Here is a 13,745-nt window from a genome sequence, read left to right on the forward strand (position 1 = left end):
GAAAACGCGACGCGGAGCGTCGAGGTGGACGACCGCGCCGGGGCAGCGACCGTCCACCCCGCACCCGGTCAGGGCATGTGCTCGAAACCGATCTTGCCATCGGCGGCGCGCTTGGCGTCGGTGGGCTTGAGCAGCAGCGGCACCAGTACGACCAGGGTCACCACCAGGAGGACGATCTCCAGCGCATAGACCATGTCATAGCCGACCGCCGGCCCCATCAACTCGGCCCCGAAGACACCGTGTGCGGCCATCGCGGCGAAGATGTCCTGCAGGCTGCCGCCGAGCGCGACGGCGATACCGGTGGCCGTGGCCTGCACCGCGCCCCAGGCGCCCAGCGCCAGACCACTGTGTCCGCCTTCGGACATCGCCATCGCGGCCACCAGGGTCCCGATCAGGAACAGCCCCGAGCCGAAACCGATCATCCCGGCGCCGGTCCGATAGAGCCAGGGCAGGTCGAGCGCCGAGGAGGTGATCACCGCGGCGAAGGCAAACACCCCGAACAACGCGCCGATGGTCGCGATCCGATAGGGCACGGTACCACGCCCGAGCAGCCGCGCCGCGAGACCAAAGGCCAGCAGGGTGCCGGCGGAGAGGATCGCGGTCAGCATGGTGGTCTGCGATACGCTCAGCCCCAGCACCTTGCCGCCATAGGGCTCGAGGAGGATGTCCTGCATGGTGAAGGCGGCGGTGCCGAGACCGACGGCCACCAGCAGGCGACTGGCCCGACCGCCGGAGACGAATTGCTTCCACGAGTCGGCAAAGGGCGGGCGTTCGATCTTCGCCGCGGCGCGCTCCGGATCAACCGCCTCCTGCTTCCACAGTGCGATCACGTTGAGCACCAGGGTCGCAACCGCCGCCCCCTGGATCAACTGGATCAGCAACTGCTGCGAGAAGTTGGTCAGCAACTGACCGAACAGCAGCGCGCTACCGCCCATCCCCAGCAGCAGGGTCACATAAAGCAGCGCCACCACGCGCGGGCGCTTGTCCTCGGGCGCGAGGTCGGTGGCCAGCGCGAGCCCGGCGGTCTGCACCGTGTGCAGGCCCGCACCCACCAACAGGAAGGCCAGGGCACCGCCGATCTGACCCATGACATTGAGACTGTTCTCGGCGTCGGCGAGTAGCAGCAGTGCGAACGGCATGATCGCGAAACCACCGAACTGCAGCATGGTCCCCATCCACATATAGGGGATACGGCGTAGCCCGAAGGCGGAGTGATGATAGTCCGAGCGGTATCCGATCAGCGCGCGCAGCGGTGCGAACACCAGCGGGAGGGCCACCATGGTCGCCACCAGCCAGGTCGAGACGCCGAGTTCGACGACCATCACCCGGTTGAGGGTACCGGTGAGCAGGACCATCGCCATGCCCACGGACACCTGGAACAACGACAGGCGCAGCAGGCGGCGCAGCGGAAGATCCGCCGTCGCCACATCGGCGAAGGGCAGGATCTTGGGCAGCAACTCGCGGAACGCGGCTGCCAAAGGATCATCAGGGCGACTCATGCCAGAATCAGCTCCAAACAGGGGTTGATACAGAGAAACGCGCGGCTCGGCGCAGAAGCGTCATCGCCTCTCCCCCGCTCACCACGCGAAGATGCGACCCGTGCGCGAGACGTGGCATCGCGCCGCTGGGGTCGACACGGTGGAGGCGATGGTACGCTCCTGGCAAGCACGAAGGAAGCCGACGATTGCGTCGGCCAGCATGCACCGATGCCTCTTCCGACCGGCCATGAACGCTTGCCAGGCATACGATCGAACCAAGAGGCAGGGGCAAATTCGACGCGCGAGGAAGCCATGCCTGCGTGCGACCGGGACGCGGTGGCGACGACAACATAGCGGCGGTCAAGGAAACGGACGGGAAGGAACACCGATGTGGCGTGGCTCAGTGCGCACCGGGATGGACATCGGTTATCGCTGCGACAGGTATGGGACCACCTGCGCAAACGCCCGGACATGCGGAGCACATCCGGGCGTCATGGCAACCACCGTGGGCGGTCGCCATCAGGAACTGGTGCTTACCAGCCCAGGCCGATCGAGAACACGACCGCGTGCACGGCCAGTGCGACGACCAGCACGGAGAACAGGATCGGCATCAGCCAAGTGGCAGGATTGACGACCATCCAGATCTTCCAATCGTCTTCCGGGTTCTTCGGCTTTGCGATGTCGCTCATTGTTTTGACCTCGTTGGACTAGGTTAAAGTGCGTTGAACCGGGGCGGTTCGATTACCACCAGGGGTTCGCGGCGATGACGAACAGGTGCGCAAGTGCCGCCAGACCGACGAATGCGGTGTAGGTCACCTTGAACTGCTCGTGAAACTCTTTTGCCTGCTGCTCAGTCAATCCAGACATTGGAATACCCTCTAGCTTAAGGGGTTATAAACATTGCCGCACTCATCGATGTGCGCGACAAACCAGACGGACGCGACCGGATCGGTCGCGACGCCATAAATCACTCTGCCGGAGCAGCCTCTTCGGCCGCGACCGCCTCGACGGCCTCAGGAGCCGGAGCGGACCAGCCCTGATCGGGGAGCGAGAAGGCGTAGACGTGAACAGCCAGTGCCACCACCAGGACGGCAACCAGCGTCGGGATCAGCCAGGTAGCCGGATTCACCACCAGCCAAAAGCGGTAGTCCTGCTCCAGCGGTTTGTAGCCCATGATCTGCATATTCTTATCCTCGACGACGACCGATTACCACCAGGGGTTGGCAGCGATGACGAACAGGTGCGCAAGTGCCGCCAGACCGACGAATGCGGTGTAGGTCACCTTGAACTGCTCGTGGAATTCCTTCGCCTGCTGCTCGGTCAGACCCGACAGACTTTTCTGATCAGCCATGTTGGCCTCCTAATGAAATCGCGCCGTTACAAACGACTTGAATCTTTTCGCGACCCTCTGGCCGCGAAACCAGTGGTTCATGCGCTGCGCGGGACTCCGGTGGATCCAGGGGTCAGCGCAGATCTTGGGTGTCATCTTAGCTTTACATAGGTGAATGTCAAGACTAATAGACAACAGATCGCCGCAGGTTCCTGACAGCCTTTCCGAACAGGCCGCTTCTGAGGCGAAAAGCCGATAAAAAACGGCAAATTGCAGCGAAAGGAGAAAATGCCGGATCGCAGAAGGCCGCGGCCAGAACGCGCGCGCAGCGGCGATCGGCTGAAGAGCGACCGGTCAGCGATGGAGGAAAGGTTGGGAGGGCAAGGTGTCGAGAGACGTCTCTTCGTCCGAGCCAGGACTCCGCGTGGCTCGGACTCAGTGCTCTACAGTGGCGTTGCACCACTGGGCGACGGCAGACGAGGACAACCTCGTCTGCCGTGTACCGTGCTGTACGAGACAGCCGGTGAGACAGTCGGTTGCGCCGGGCGCAACCGCCGTCAGGCTGTTACCAGCCCAGACCGATCGAGAACACGACCGCGTGCACGGCCAGTGCGACGACCAGCACGGAGAACAGGATGGGCATCAGCCAGGTGGCAGGATTGACAACCATCCAGATCTTCCAATCGTCTTCCGGGTTCTTCGGCTTTGCGATGTCGCTCATTGTTTTGACCTCGTTGAATTAGGTTAGGGTGCGTTGAACCGAGGTTCGATTAGAACCAGGGGTTCGCAGCGATGATGAACAGGTGAACGACCGCCGCCAGGCCGACGAAAGCGGTGTAGGTCACCTTGAACTGCTCGTGGAATTCTTTTGCCTGCTGTTCAGTCAGTCCAGTCATGGAACTACCCTCTCTATGGGGTTTAAAACATTACCGCACTCAACTCATGAGATGCGCGCGGCAAACCAGACGGACGCGATCGACATGATCGCGACGCCATCAATCACTCAGCCGGAGCAGCCTCTTCAGCTGCGACCGCCTCGACGGCCTCAGGAGCCGGAGCGGACCAGCCCTGATCGGGGAGCGAGAAGGCGTAGACGTGAACAGCCAGTGCCACCACCAGGACGGCAACCAGCGTCGGGATCAGCCAGGTAGCCGGATTCACCACCAGCCAAAAGCGGTAGTCCTGCTCCAGCGGCTTGTAGCCCATGATCTGCATGTTCTTATCCTCGACGACGACCGATTACCACCAGGGGTTGGCAGCGATGACGAACAGGTGCGCCAGCGCAGCCAGACCGACGAATGCGGTGTAGGTCACCTTGAACTGCTCGTGGAATTCCTTCGCCTGCTGCTCGGTCAGACCCGACAGACTCTTCTGATCAGCCATTATTAGCCTCCTGTAGAAATCAACGAATACCGTATGCGGCACTCGCAACCTTAGGGATCGGACGAGATCGACCTCGACGATGCATCGCGAGCGATGCGGGGCCGGTCATGTCCTCGTCCTGGACTCTAGGACCCTGCGTGGATCCCGTGTGTCATCTTAGCTTGACATGACCGGATGTCAAGAAGGTTTTACATGACGAGAACAGACTTTTTGCTGCCCCAAAAAAACCAATAAAAACAGACTTCTGACAAAAAACCACTGCGATCGCAAAAGGGCATCGTCGAGGACCGAAACACGACTTTATGCAAGTAAATCCTTGATGTAGCCGATTCCGAAGGCCGCGATGGTGATCACCGCAACGGCGATCACCGCAACCTTGCCCATGTAGACGAGCATCGAGATGGCCGGACGCAGCGCGGAGCTGTAATCCTGCTCCGCGGCCGGCTGCGCGCCCTCGCTCTGACCAGCCTCCGGCGCCGGGGCGCTGCTGCGCGGCTCGGTCTCCTCGACCTGATAGGGGGCGATGGTGACGACGCGGAAGAAGCGCGACTCGGCCTCATCGCTCGACTTATCGATGACGACGAACTCTCCGTCCGCACCCAGCCGCTCGACGGCCGCAAACTCGGTCGCGAACGCCTTGAAACTCTCCGCCTCACCCTCGTGCTCCCAGGACGGGGAGCGCAGGGGCCAGGTTCTCTTTGCCGCATACTTCACGCGCGTTTCCTCTCGACAAGATGGATTGACAACGACGCCCCCGCACCCTGGTGTTCTGGATCCGTCCACTGTGGCGCGGGGCCGGGCGCATCCACTGCACCGACCGGCACGAGCGGACACGCATCGCAGGGCAAGACCGCCTGACGGCGGCCGGCGTCGATCCGGACCGACCAATTGCCCACAAGATTCGAGGGATTGTATTGACGCGACCCGCGCTTGTCATTGACGCGGCACGCCCCTGGCCGACCCGGGAGCGCGAGAAGTCGAGAGCAGAGCAGAAAGGATCGGGTGCGCCCTGAGGCGCACTCCTGAAGCAAGACCGGCACACCCGCTCCCGCGCGGGAGCGGGAGAAGGACTCAGGCGCCCGGAGCCGAGTCGGCGTGGACCTGGGTCTGGAGATAGTTCTCCAGACCCAGGGTATCGATCAGCCCGAGCTGCTGCTCGAGCCAGTAGGCGTGATCCTCCTCGGTATCAGCAAGGATCGAGAGCAGCACCTGGCGCGTCTGGTAATCGCGCTCTTGCTCGCAACAGGCGATGGCCTCCTTGAGCGCGGCGACCACCGCGTACTCGAGCTGCAGATCGTTGGCGAGCATCTCGGGCACGTCGCGCCCCACCCGCAGACCATCACGCTGACTCATGTCCGGGATGGCATCGAGGAACAGCATCCGCTGGATCAGCAACGCCGCGTGACCACGTTCGTCCTCGCTCTCGTGAAGGATGCGCGCCTGCAGCCGCGCATACCCCCAGTCCTCGTACATGTGGCCGTGGATGAAGTACTGATCGATCGCCGCCAGCTCGTTGGCGAGCAGCCGCTGCAGGTGCTCGATCACCTTGGGATTGCCTTGCATGGGAAATACCTCGCCTGGATCCGTGGTTCAGACCTGGGTCTCGAGATAACGCTCGAGTCCGAGTTCATCGATCAGGGCGTGCTGGGTCTCGAGCCAGTCGATCTGCTCCTCCACCTCGCCGTTGAGGGACTCACACAGCGCCCGACTGACATAGTCGCCGAGCTGCTCGGCACGGGCCGCGCACTCCCCCAGCGCGGTGCGATAGCGCTGGCCGAGTTCCAGCTCTGCGGCGAGCTGCTCGGGCACGTCCTCGCCGACATGCAGCTTGCCGAGATCCTGCAGGTTGGGCAGCCCCTCGAGAAAGAGCACCCGTTCGATCAGACGGTCGGCCTGACGCATCGCCAGGATCGAGTAGTCATAGAGTCGCTTCTCGATCCCGGGGAATCCCCAGTGACCGAGCATGCGGGCGTGGAGGAAGGACTGGTTGATCGCGGTCAACGCCTCCTTGATGACCGCATTGAGCTGACGGTTCATCGCTGGATCGATCTTCATGCCTGGACAGCCTCCTTGGATTAAGACACGGCGGTGCCGGGACACCCGCCTCGCCCTGAATTGAGCCTACGAACAGAGGGGTTGCAGGAATCGCGAATAATTCCTATTTTTCTTCTCAACCACAATTCTCCTCGATCACGGGTCCGATTCCACCATGTACGTCTGCGTCTGCAATGCCGTCACCGACCGCCAGATCCGCGATGCCGCCACCAACGGCATCTCCTCGCTCTCGGAACTGCGCCGAGCCCTGGCCGTCCCGGGCCCGTGCGGACGTTGCGCGCGCTGCGCCCACGAGTTGCTGCGCGCCACGCGTCTCGACGCACCCGACGGCGCAGCCGCGTCACCCTGTGCCTGCGAATGAGCCTGAGGAGAGAGGTATGACCAAACAGCGCCGATTTCACCCCGCTCACCCCTCCCGGCTACTGAGCCTGGTGCTCGCGCTGGTCCGCTCCCGTCCCCGCAGCCGCCTGCAACAACGCCGCTGGCTGCTGCGACGCCACCTCAAAGAGCACCATCTCCTCCAGCCCGTCGCCCCGACGGAGTCCTCGCCACACTGAACCTGCGTCCATATTTCTTGCACCCTGGGGCGCGATCATGACGGCATGAGGCTCTCGATCCGCGCCAAACTCTTCCTCACCCTGCTGCTCGCCTGCGTGCTGGTACTGGTCGGCACCCAGGCGTTCATGCACTGGTCGCTCGAGCGCGGTCTGGTCGAGCTGGTCGACGCGCGCGAGCAGGCGCGGCTCGAGCAGGTCGGCGAACGTCTGATCGACAGCTATCGTGAGCACGGCGACTGGCAGGTACTGCGCGACGAGCCCTGGCTGTGGTTCAACGCCATCAGCGGCCGCGGCACGGCACCTGCCGGGCGCCGTCCTCCCATGCACGGCGGCCTCGGCAGCGGTGCCTGGCCGCCACCGCACGCGCTCGAGCGGCTGCGTCATCACGACCGCCCGACCCCACTGGAGCTGCGCCTGATGCTGCTCGACGCCGAGGGCAGCATCGTCTATGGCCGCAGCGAACTGCTCGCCGAGGCCCGCCGCCAGCCACTGCGCCTCGATGGCGAGATCATCGGGACGCTCGCCATCCTCCCCGGGCGCCCGGTGACCGAGGTCGCCGAGCTGCGCTTTCGCGCCCGTCAGGGCGATCGGCTGTGGCTGATCGCGGTGGCGATGCTCGCCCTCTCGGCCGCCCTCGCCTATCCGCTCTCGCGACGTCTGGTGCGCCCGGTGCGCGAGCTGCAGGAGACGGCCCGCCGACTCGCCGCGGGGGATTTCGCCGCACGCGCCGAGCCCCGAGGTGACGACGAACTCGCCCGGCTCGGGCGCGACGTCAACGCCCTGGCCGCCGCGCTCGAGAGCAACGAACAGGCGCGTCGGCGCTGGGTGGCCGACATCTCGCACGAACTGCGCACCCCGATCGCGCTGCTGCGCGCCCAGCTCGAGGCGGTCCAGGACGGGGTCAGACCAATCGATGCCGACACCGTCGATCAACTCCACGCCGACGCGCTGCGACTCGGCCGATTGGTCGACGATCTCTACGAACTCACCACCACCGATCTCGGCGCGCTCGGCTACCGCTTCGAGCCGACCGATCCGGTTGCGCTGCTGCGCGCCGACTGCGAGGCCTTCGCCGAGCGCTACGAACATGCCGGGCTGAGCCTCGCGCTCGTCGCCACGCCGCCGGGCGAGACCATCCTGATGGCCGATGCCCAGCGTCTCTCTCAGCTCTTTCGCAACCTGCTCGCCAACAGCCTGCAGTACACTGACCCCGGTGGACGGCTGGAGATCCGGATCGCACGCACCGCCGCCGGGCTGACCCTCGACCTCCAGGACACCGCCCCCGGCGTCCCCGAGGCGCAGTGCGCACGTCTGTTCGAACGACTCTACCGGGTCGAGGACTCGCGCAACCGCCACACCGGCGGCGCCGGGCTGGGATTGGCGATCGCCGACAACGTGGCGCGCGCGCACGGCGGCACCATCAGCGCCCGCCCCTCGCCGCTCGGCGGGTTGTGGATCCGTCTCGAACTCCCATCCGCCCCCGGACAACGCAGCGACCGATGACCGACAACACCAACGCCCCGCTGATCCTGATCGTCGAGGACGAGCAGCGTCTCGCCGCACTGCTCGCGGACTACCTGCACGCCGGCGGCTATCGCAGCGCCCATCTCGCCGAAGGCTCCGAGGTGCTCGAATGGATCCGTGACCACCGGCCCGCACTGGTCCTGCTCGACCTGATGCTGCCGGGACGCGACGGGCTGACCCTGTGCCGCGAGATCCGCGCCGAGAGCCAGATACCGATCATCATCACCACCGCGCGCGTCGAGGAGATCGACCGCCTGCTCGGACTCGAACTCGGCGCCGACGACTATGTCTGCAAGCCCTACAGCCCGCGCGAGCTGGTCGCCCGGGTCAAGGCCGTGCTCAGGCGCCAGCAGGTGAGCGCGGAGCCGGTCCGCGCGCTGCCCGGCGCCATCGACCTCGATTCGGCACGTCTGCGGGTCAGCGACGGCGAGCGCACCGTCGAACTCACCGCGGTCGAGTTCGCGCTGCTCGAGACCCTGCACCGCGCGCCAGGACGGATCTACTCGCGCGAACAGCTGATGGAGCGCATCTATCGCGACCGCCGGGTGGTCTCCGACCGCACCATCGACAGTCATGTCAAGAAGCTCCGGCGCAAGCTCGCCGAACTCCTCCCCGACCGAGAACTCATCCACGCCGTCTACGGCGTCGGCTACCGCTACGAGGACCAGCCCGACACGCCTGCCTGACAGGCAGCGGCCGGGGGGATTGAAACGCCAAGAGAAGAAAAGCCTCCAGCCGTCAGCCTCCAGTGAGGGAGGCGCGGTTGGTCTCGCCGCAGTTGAGTGCAAGCCAACACTGGAGGCTGGTTGCTGAAGGCTGGTCGCTTTCTTCGCGCCCTTCGCGCCTTGGCGGTTCAGTCTTTCCCGCTGGCGGCTGGCGGCTGGCGGCTGGCGGCTGGCGGCTGGCGGCTGGCGGCTGGCGGCTGGCGGCTGGCGGCTGGCGGCTGGCGGCTGGCGGCTGGGCACAGCCTGACCCGAATCATCGGCGCCGGCGCGCGAACGCGTTATCATTCACCGGCGCACCCGGTGGCAGCCTCGTGCCACGCGCGCCGACCCCTGGCCCGACGAGGCGTCATCAGGACGATCAAGCCTTGCCCCTGCCATCCGCTTCCAGCCCGATGTCCCGCGCCACCCTGCTACGCCTGACCCTGTTGGTCGTGATCCTGCTCGGCAGCGGCGCGCGTGCGCTCGATCTCGCCGGGCTGCCGGTCTGGCACGACGAGACCTTCTCCCTGCTGCGGATCTTCGGTCATCCGTTCGAGGCGCTGCAGGCGGCACTCGAGGCCGCCGAACCGATCAGCGCCGCCGAGCTGCTGCGCTTCCAGCGCCCCGACCCCGCGCTCGGCTGGGCGGCGACACTGCGGGCACTGGCCTCGCACCCCGAACACGCCCCGCTTTACTACCTGCTCGGACGCGTCGCCGGCGGCCTCGCCTCCGACCCGGTGGTGGGCCTGCGCGGGCTCGCCGCACTCTTCGGCGTGCTGCTGGTCCCGGCGGTGTTCTGGTTGACACGCGAACTCGGCGGTCGCGGGCTCACGCCCTGGGTCGCCGCGGCCCTGGTCGCCGTCTCCCCGGTGCAACTGCTCTATGCCCAGGAGGCGCGCCAGTACGCGCTCTGGCTGCTGCTCGTCGTCGCCGCCAGCGCGGCCCTGCTGCATGCCTGCCGACACGACCGGCGCGGCGACTGGTGGGGCTACGGTGCGCTGCTCACCCTCGGGCTCTATACCCATCTGCTTTTCGTACTGATGCTGCCGGTACACGCCCTGGTGGTTCTGGCGCGACGCGAGCGGTGGCGACGCTGGTTCATCGCAGTGGTGACGGCAGGCGTGCTGTTCCTGCCCTGGGTGGCGGTGATGGCCTTCGCCCCGGAGCGCATCGATGAGTTCACCGCCTGGATGCAGCGTCCGATCGACGGCGCACGCATCCTCGCCGCCTGGCGCGATCACCTGATGCACACCTTCGTCGATCTCGGCCCGACGCGGCTGCCGGGCTGGGCGGTGGGGCTGTTGCTCATGACCCTCGTCTGGGCGCTGTGGCGCTTCGTCGTCACCGCCCCCGGCGCGGCGGTGAGGCTCCTGCTCGCGACCATCCTGGTCCATCTGGGCATCGTGCTCGGGCCTGACCTGGTCCTCGGCGGCAGCCGCTCGCTGCACCTGCGCTACGCGCTGCCGGCGCTGCTCGCGCTCAGCCTGATCCTCGCCTGGTCGCTGGGACGGGCGCTCGAGGCCGCGGGACCGACAGCTCACGTCGCCGCCCTGGCGCTGCTCCTGCTGCTCGCGCTCGGGCTCGGCTCGCAGCACGCCATCCTCGAGGCCGAGACCTGGCGGACCAAGCAGTTCAGCGCCGACAACGCCGCCATCGCCGAGCGGATCAACCGCCAGGCGACAGGCGTCGAGGTGCTGGCCAGTCCCAGCGGGGTGAGCGCCGGCGAGCTGCTCTCGCTCGCCCACCAGCTCGCCCCCGAGACCCGACTGCGACAGCTCGCCGACCCGGCCGCGATCACGCCCGCGCCGGAGCGCACCTACTACCTGCTCACCCCCTCCGAGTCGCTGCGCGCGCAGCTCGCACCGACCCACCGGATCACCCCGATCGCGCCGACCTGGCAGTGGTTCGTTGCCACGCCCGAGGCCGGCCCAACCCCAGACAGCGGAGCCAGCCGATGAGACGCGCCGGCAACTTCCTCATCCCGATCCTGATCGCCCTGCTCACCATCGCCGCCTGGGCGCTGCTCAACCAGCCCGACGACGAGCCACCCTGGCCCTCTCGCATCCAGGGCTTCTCGTTCGCGCCGATGCACGCCGACGACGACCCCAGCGAGCACATCTACCCCTCGGTCGAGGAGATCGACGCCGATCTGGCGCTGCTCCAGGGCGATGCCTATGCGGTGCGCACCTATACCGTCGAGGACACCCTGGCGGCAGTGCCCCGGCTGGCCGCCGCGCACGATCTCAACGTCACCCTCGGCGCCTGGGTCGGCCCGGACACCGAGGTCAACGAGCGCGAACTCGAACGCCTGCACCAGGTGCTCGCCGAGGGCTATCGCAACGTGGTGCGGGTGATCGTCGGCAACGAGGCAATCCTGCGCCGCGACGTCTCGGTGGCGACGCTGATGGACTATCTCGACCAGGTGCGCAAGACCACCTGGCTGCCGGTGAGCACCGCCGAGCCCTGGCACGTCTGGTTGAAATATCCCAAGCTCGCCGAACACGTCGACTTCATCACCATTCACCTGCTGCCCTACTGGGAGGGCGTGCCCTACGACGAGGCGGTGGATTACGCCATCTCGCGCTACGAACAGGTCAAGGCCGCCTTCCCCGACAAGCAGGTGATCATCGGCGAGGTCGGTTGGCCGAGCAACGGCCGGCGCAACCGCGGCGCCGAGCCCTCGCCGGCCAACCAGACCCGCTTCCTGCGACGTTTCCTCGCCCACGCCGAGGCCGAGGGCTACGTCTATTACGTGATGGAGGCCTTCGATCAGCCCTGGAAGATGAAGATCGAGGGCTCGATCGGCACCTACTGGGGCGTCTACGACGTCGAGCGCCAGCCCAAGTTCACCCTCACCCAGCCGGTGGTGCGCATCCCCGACTGGCAGGAGCTGGCCGCGCTCTCGGTGCTGATGGCGGTGCTGTTGCTCGCCTTCCTCTATCGCGACAGCGCCACCCTGTCGAGCAAGGGCAAGGGGTTCCTGGCGATCGTCACCTACGCCATCTCCACCGCCGCGGTGTGGATCGTCTACGACTACACCCGTCAGTACATGACCCCGGCGACTGCGGTCGTCGGCATCCTGCTGCTGCTCGGCGGCGTCGGGGTGATCGTGCTGGTCTCGGCCGAGGCGCACGAGTGGGCCGAATCGCTGTGGCTGCGCCGCTGGCGCCGCGCCTTCCCGCGCCACCAACTGCCCGATGACGCACTGCCGCTGGTCTCGGTCCAGGTCCCGGCCTACAACGAGCCCCCGGAGCTGCTGATCGAGACCCTCGATGCCCTGGCCGCGCTCGACTATCCGCGCTTCGAGGTCCTGGTGATCGACAACAACACCAAGGACGAGGCGGTGTGGCGCCCGGTCGAGGCACACTGCGCACGGCTCGGCGCGCGCTTCCGCTTCTTCCACGTCGCGCCACTCGAGGGCTACAAGGCCGGCGCGCTCAACTTTGCGCTGCGCCACACCCATCCCGACGCCGAGGTGGTGGCGGTGATCGACGCCGACTACATCGTCTCGCCGAACTGGCTGCGCGACCTGGTGCCGGCCTTCGCCGATCCCGAGGTCGGCATCGTCCAGGCCCCGCAGGACTATCGCGACGCCGACCAGAACGCCTTCAAGGCGATGTGCATGGCCGAGTATCGCGGCTTCTTCCACATCGGCATGGTCACCCGCAACGAGCGCAACGCCATCATCCAGCACGGCACCATGACGATGATCCGGCGCGGACCGCTCGAGGACGGCGGCTGGTCGGAGTGGTGCATCACCGAGGACGCCGAGCTCGGGCTGCGGGTGTTCGAGGCCGGCCACAAGGCCCTCTACATCCCCTGCACCTATGGCCGCGGGCTGATGCCCGACACCTTCTCCGACTTCAAGAAACAGCGCTATCGCTGGGCCTACGGCGCGGTGCGCATCCTCATCCACCACTGGCGCGAGCTGTTCGGGCTGCGCAAGACCGCGCTCACCGCCGGGCAGCGCTATCACTTCCTCGCCGGCTGGCTGCCGTGGTTCGCCGACGGCATCAACCTGCTGTTCAACCTCGCCGCGCTCGGCTGGACGGTGGCGATGGTGATGTTCCCGAGCGAGGTCACCCCGCCCTATATCACCGTCGCCCTGGTCCCATTGGTGATGTTCGGCTTCAAGATGTCGAAGAGCTTCTTCCTCTATCGCCGCCGCGTCACCGCCACCCTGCGCCAGAGCCTCGCCGCGGGCCTCGCCGGTCTGGCGCTCTCGCACACCATCTCGCGGGCGATGTTCGGCGCCCTGGCCAGCGGCAGGCTCGGTTTCTTCCGTACCCCCAAGCTCGCCAGCGCGCCGGCCGCGGTGCGCGCCCTGCTCGACGCCCGCGAGGAGGCGCTGTTCGTGGTCGCGCTATGGCTCGGCGCGGTGCTGGTGCTGCTGCGTGACGATGGCTACATGCTCGACGTGCGCATCTGGGCGGCGGTGCTGCTGGTGCAGTCGATCCCCTATCTCGCCTCGGTGGTGGTCTCGCTGATCAGCGCCGCACCGCGACTGCCGGCACGCCTGGTCGGCCCGATGGGGACGATGGAGTGCGAACGACTGCAGCCCTCCGACGACACCTCGGCGACCTGATGGACGGCCCCAGGGACACGGCGGAAGCATCCGCCCGAGCGGATTAAGGGTTTACCCCTAGGTGGTTTCCCTATAGACTCGCGCCAACCTCTGAATCACGGCGCTCACCCGTCCCGCACACCAGCGCGG

At 66.4% G+C, this 13,745-nt stretch carries 17 protein-coding genes; 5 read left to right on the forward strand and 12 right to left on the reverse strand.

Translation table 11 applies throughout. The annotated features are described in order from the left end of the window. Positions 1-68: 68 nt before the first annotated feature. The 12 genes from EBL85_RS02885 to bfr (EBL85_RS02940) all read right to left on the reverse strand — a co-directional run bounded on the left by EBL85_RS02885 (position 69) and on the right by bfr (EBL85_RS02940) (position 6,246). Entirely contained in the window at positions 69-1,499 is a 1,431-nt protein-coding gene (locus EBL85_RS02885; RefSeq protein ID WP_123142122.1) for a BCD family MFS transporter, read from the reverse strand. 512 nt (positions 1,500-2,011) lie between these two features. Further along, the gene (pufA, locus tag EBL85_RS02890) at positions 2,012-2,167 is read right to left on the reverse strand and encodes a light-harvesting antenna LH1, alpha subunit (protein ID WP_082806268.1); all 156 of its coding nucleotides are present in this window, start codon (positions 2,165-2,167) and stop codon (positions 2,012-2,014) included. Between the two features lie 52 nt (positions 2,168-2,219). Continuing rightward, a complete protein-coding gene (gene pufB, locus EBL85_RS02895) occupies positions 2,220-2,345 on the reverse strand; it encodes a light-harvesting antenna LH1, beta subunit (protein WP_062277669.1) in 126 nt (41 codons plus the stop codon). Between the two features lie 100 nt (positions 2,346-2,445). After that, positions 2,446-2,661 carry a light-harvesting antenna LH1, alpha subunit gene (gene pufA, locus EBL85_RS02900; RefSeq protein WP_062277663.1) on the reverse strand — a complete coding sequence of 72 codons (216 nt, stop codon included), beginning with the start codon at positions 2,659-2,661 and terminating at the stop codon, positions 2,446-2,448. A gap of 24 nt (positions 2,662-2,685) precedes the next feature. Continuing rightward, on the reverse strand, positions 2,686-2,829 hold the full coding sequence (gene pufB / locus EBL85_RS02905; RefSeq protein WP_062277660.1) for a light-harvesting antenna LH1, beta subunit: 144 nt from the start codon (positions 2,827-2,829) through the stop codon (positions 2,686-2,688). Positions 2,830-3,373: 544 nt separating this feature from the next. Then, positions 3,374-3,529, reverse strand: coding sequence for a light-harvesting antenna LH1, alpha subunit (pufA, locus tag EBL85_RS02910; protein WP_082806268.1), 156 nt, complete (start codon positions 3,527-3,529; stop codon positions 3,374-3,376). Between the two features lie 49 nt (positions 3,530-3,578). Beyond that, positions 3,579-3,704 (reverse strand): light-harvesting antenna LH1, beta subunit, encoded by a 126-nt coding sequence (gene pufB, locus EBL85_RS02915; RefSeq protein WP_062277666.1) that lies wholly within the window; start codon positions 3,702-3,704, stop codon positions 3,579-3,581. Positions 3,705-3,807: 103 nt separating this feature from the next. Further along, positions 3,808-4,023, reverse strand: coding sequence for a light-harvesting antenna LH1, alpha subunit (gene pufA / locus EBL85_RS02920; protein WP_062277663.1), 216 nt, complete (start codon positions 4,021-4,023; stop codon positions 3,808-3,810). 24 nt (positions 4,024-4,047) lie between these two features. Then, positions 4,048-4,191, reverse strand: a complete 144-nt coding sequence (gene pufB, locus EBL85_RS02925; RefSeq protein WP_062277660.1) for a light-harvesting antenna LH1, beta subunit — start codon at positions 4,189-4,191, stop codon at positions 4,048-4,050. A gap of 300 nt (positions 4,192-4,491) precedes the next feature. Next, on the reverse strand, positions 4,492-4,905 hold the full coding sequence (locus EBL85_RS02930; RefSeq protein ID WP_123140625.1) for a hypothetical protein: 414 nt from the start codon (positions 4,903-4,905) through the stop codon (positions 4,492-4,494). 357 nt (positions 4,906-5,262) lie between these two features. Next, positions 5,263-5,754: a bacterioferritin gene (gene bfr, locus EBL85_RS02935; protein WP_062277655.1), complete on the reverse strand. Its 492-nt coding sequence runs from the start codon at positions 5,752-5,754 to the stop codon at positions 5,263-5,265. 27 nt (positions 5,755-5,781) lie between these two features. Next, positions 5,782-6,246, reverse strand: a complete 465-nt coding sequence (bfr, locus tag EBL85_RS02940; RefSeq protein WP_123140624.1) for a bacterioferritin — start codon at positions 6,244-6,246, stop codon at positions 5,782-5,784. A 154-nt stretch (positions 6,247-6,400) separates the two neighbouring features. Between bfr (EBL85_RS02940) and EBL85_RS02945 the strand changes: the two genes are divergently transcribed. The 5 genes from EBL85_RS02945 (at position 6,401) to EBL85_RS02965 (ending at position 13,616) form a co-directional block, all read left to right on the forward strand. Beyond that, positions 6,401-6,607 carry a (2Fe-2S)-binding protein gene (locus EBL85_RS02945; protein WP_123140623.1) on the forward strand — a complete coding sequence of 69 codons (207 nt, stop codon included), beginning with the start codon at positions 6,401-6,403 and terminating at the stop codon, positions 6,605-6,607. A 241-nt stretch (positions 6,608-6,848) separates the two neighbouring features. Beyond that, positions 6,849-8,306 (forward strand): ATP-binding protein, encoded by a 1,458-nt coding sequence (locus tag EBL85_RS02950; protein WP_123140622.1) that lies wholly within the window; start codon positions 6,849-6,851, stop codon positions 8,304-8,306. After that, positions 8,303-9,013 carry a response regulator gene (locus EBL85_RS02955; protein WP_123142123.1) on the forward strand — a complete coding sequence of 237 codons (711 nt, stop codon included), beginning with the start codon at positions 8,303-8,305 and terminating at the stop codon, positions 9,011-9,013. Before EBL85_RS02950 ends, EBL85_RS02955 begins: the two co-directional genes overlap by 4 nt. A 404-nt stretch (positions 9,014-9,417) precedes the next feature. Then, positions 9,418-10,989 carry a glycosyltransferase family 39 protein gene (locus EBL85_RS02960; protein ID WP_132229802.1) on the forward strand — a complete coding sequence of 524 codons (1,572 nt, stop codon included), beginning with the start codon at positions 9,418-9,420 and terminating at the stop codon, positions 10,987-10,989. After that, entirely contained in the window at positions 10,986-13,616 is a 2,631-nt protein-coding gene (locus EBL85_RS02965) for a glycosyltransferase (protein ID WP_123140619.1), read from the forward strand. Before EBL85_RS02960 ends, EBL85_RS02965 begins: the two co-directional genes overlap by 4 nt. Positions 13,617-13,745: the final 129 nt, after the last annotated feature.

It is taken from the genome of Marichromatium sp. AB32, from assembly GCF_003718675.1.
Taxonomy (GTDB): Bacteria; Pseudomonadota; Gammaproteobacteria; order Chromatiales; family Chromatiaceae; genus Marichromatium; species Marichromatium gracile.

Excerpts from the sequence above, each read along its gene's own strand:
- EBL85_RS02885 (WP_123142122.1), bottom strand. The coding sequence starts at position 1,499 with ATGAGTCGCCCTGATGATCCTTTGGCAGCCGCGTTCCGCGAGTTGCTG.
- pufA (WP_082806268.1), bottom strand. The coding sequence starts at position 2,167 with ATGAGCGACATCGCAAAGCCGAAGAACCCGGAAGACGATTGGAAGATC.
- pufB (WP_062277669.1), bottom strand. The coding sequence starts at position 2,345 with ATGTCTGGATTGACTGAGCAGCAGGCAAAAGAGTTTCACGAGCAGTTC.
- pufA (WP_062277663.1), bottom strand. The coding sequence starts at position 2,661 with ATGCAGATCATGGGCTACAAACCGCTGGAGCAGGACTACCGCTTTTGG.
- pufB (WP_062277660.1), bottom strand. The coding sequence starts at position 2,829 with ATGGCTGATCAGAAAAGTCTGTCGGGTCTGACCGAGCAGCAGGCGAAG.
- pufA (WP_082806268.1), bottom strand. The coding sequence starts at position 3,529 with ATGAGCGACATCGCAAAGCCGAAGAACCCGGAAGACGATTGGAAGATC.
- pufB (WP_062277666.1), bottom strand. The coding sequence starts at position 3,704 with ATGACTGGACTGACTGAACAGCAGGCAAAAGAATTCCACGAGCAGTTC.
- pufA (WP_062277663.1), bottom strand. The coding sequence starts at position 4,023 with ATGCAGATCATGGGCTACAAGCCGCTGGAGCAGGACTACCGCTTTTGG.
- pufB (WP_062277660.1), bottom strand. The coding sequence starts at position 4,191 with ATGGCTGATCAGAAGAGTCTGTCGGGTCTGACCGAGCAGCAGGCGAAG.
- bfr (WP_062277655.1), bottom strand. The coding sequence starts at position 5,754 with ATGCAAGGCAATCCCAAGGTGATCGAGCACCTGCAGCGGCTGCTCGCC.
- bfr (WP_123140624.1), bottom strand. The coding sequence starts at position 6,246 with ATGAAGATCGATCCAGCGATGAACCGTCAGCTCAATGCGGTCATCAAG.
- EBL85_RS02945 (WP_123140623.1), top strand. The coding sequence starts at position 6,401 with ATGTACGTCTGCGTCTGCAATGCCGTCACCGACCGCCAGATCCGCGAT.
- EBL85_RS02950 (WP_123140622.1), top strand. The coding sequence starts at position 6,849 with ATGAGGCTCTCGATCCGCGCCAAACTCTTCCTCACCCTGCTGCTCGCC.
- EBL85_RS02955 (WP_123142123.1), top strand. The coding sequence starts at position 8,303 with ATGACCGACAACACCAACGCCCCGCTGATCCTGATCGTCGAGGACGAG.
- EBL85_RS02965 (WP_123140619.1), top strand. The coding sequence starts at position 10,986 with ATGAGACGCGCCGGCAACTTCCTCATCCCGATCCTGATCGCCCTGCTC.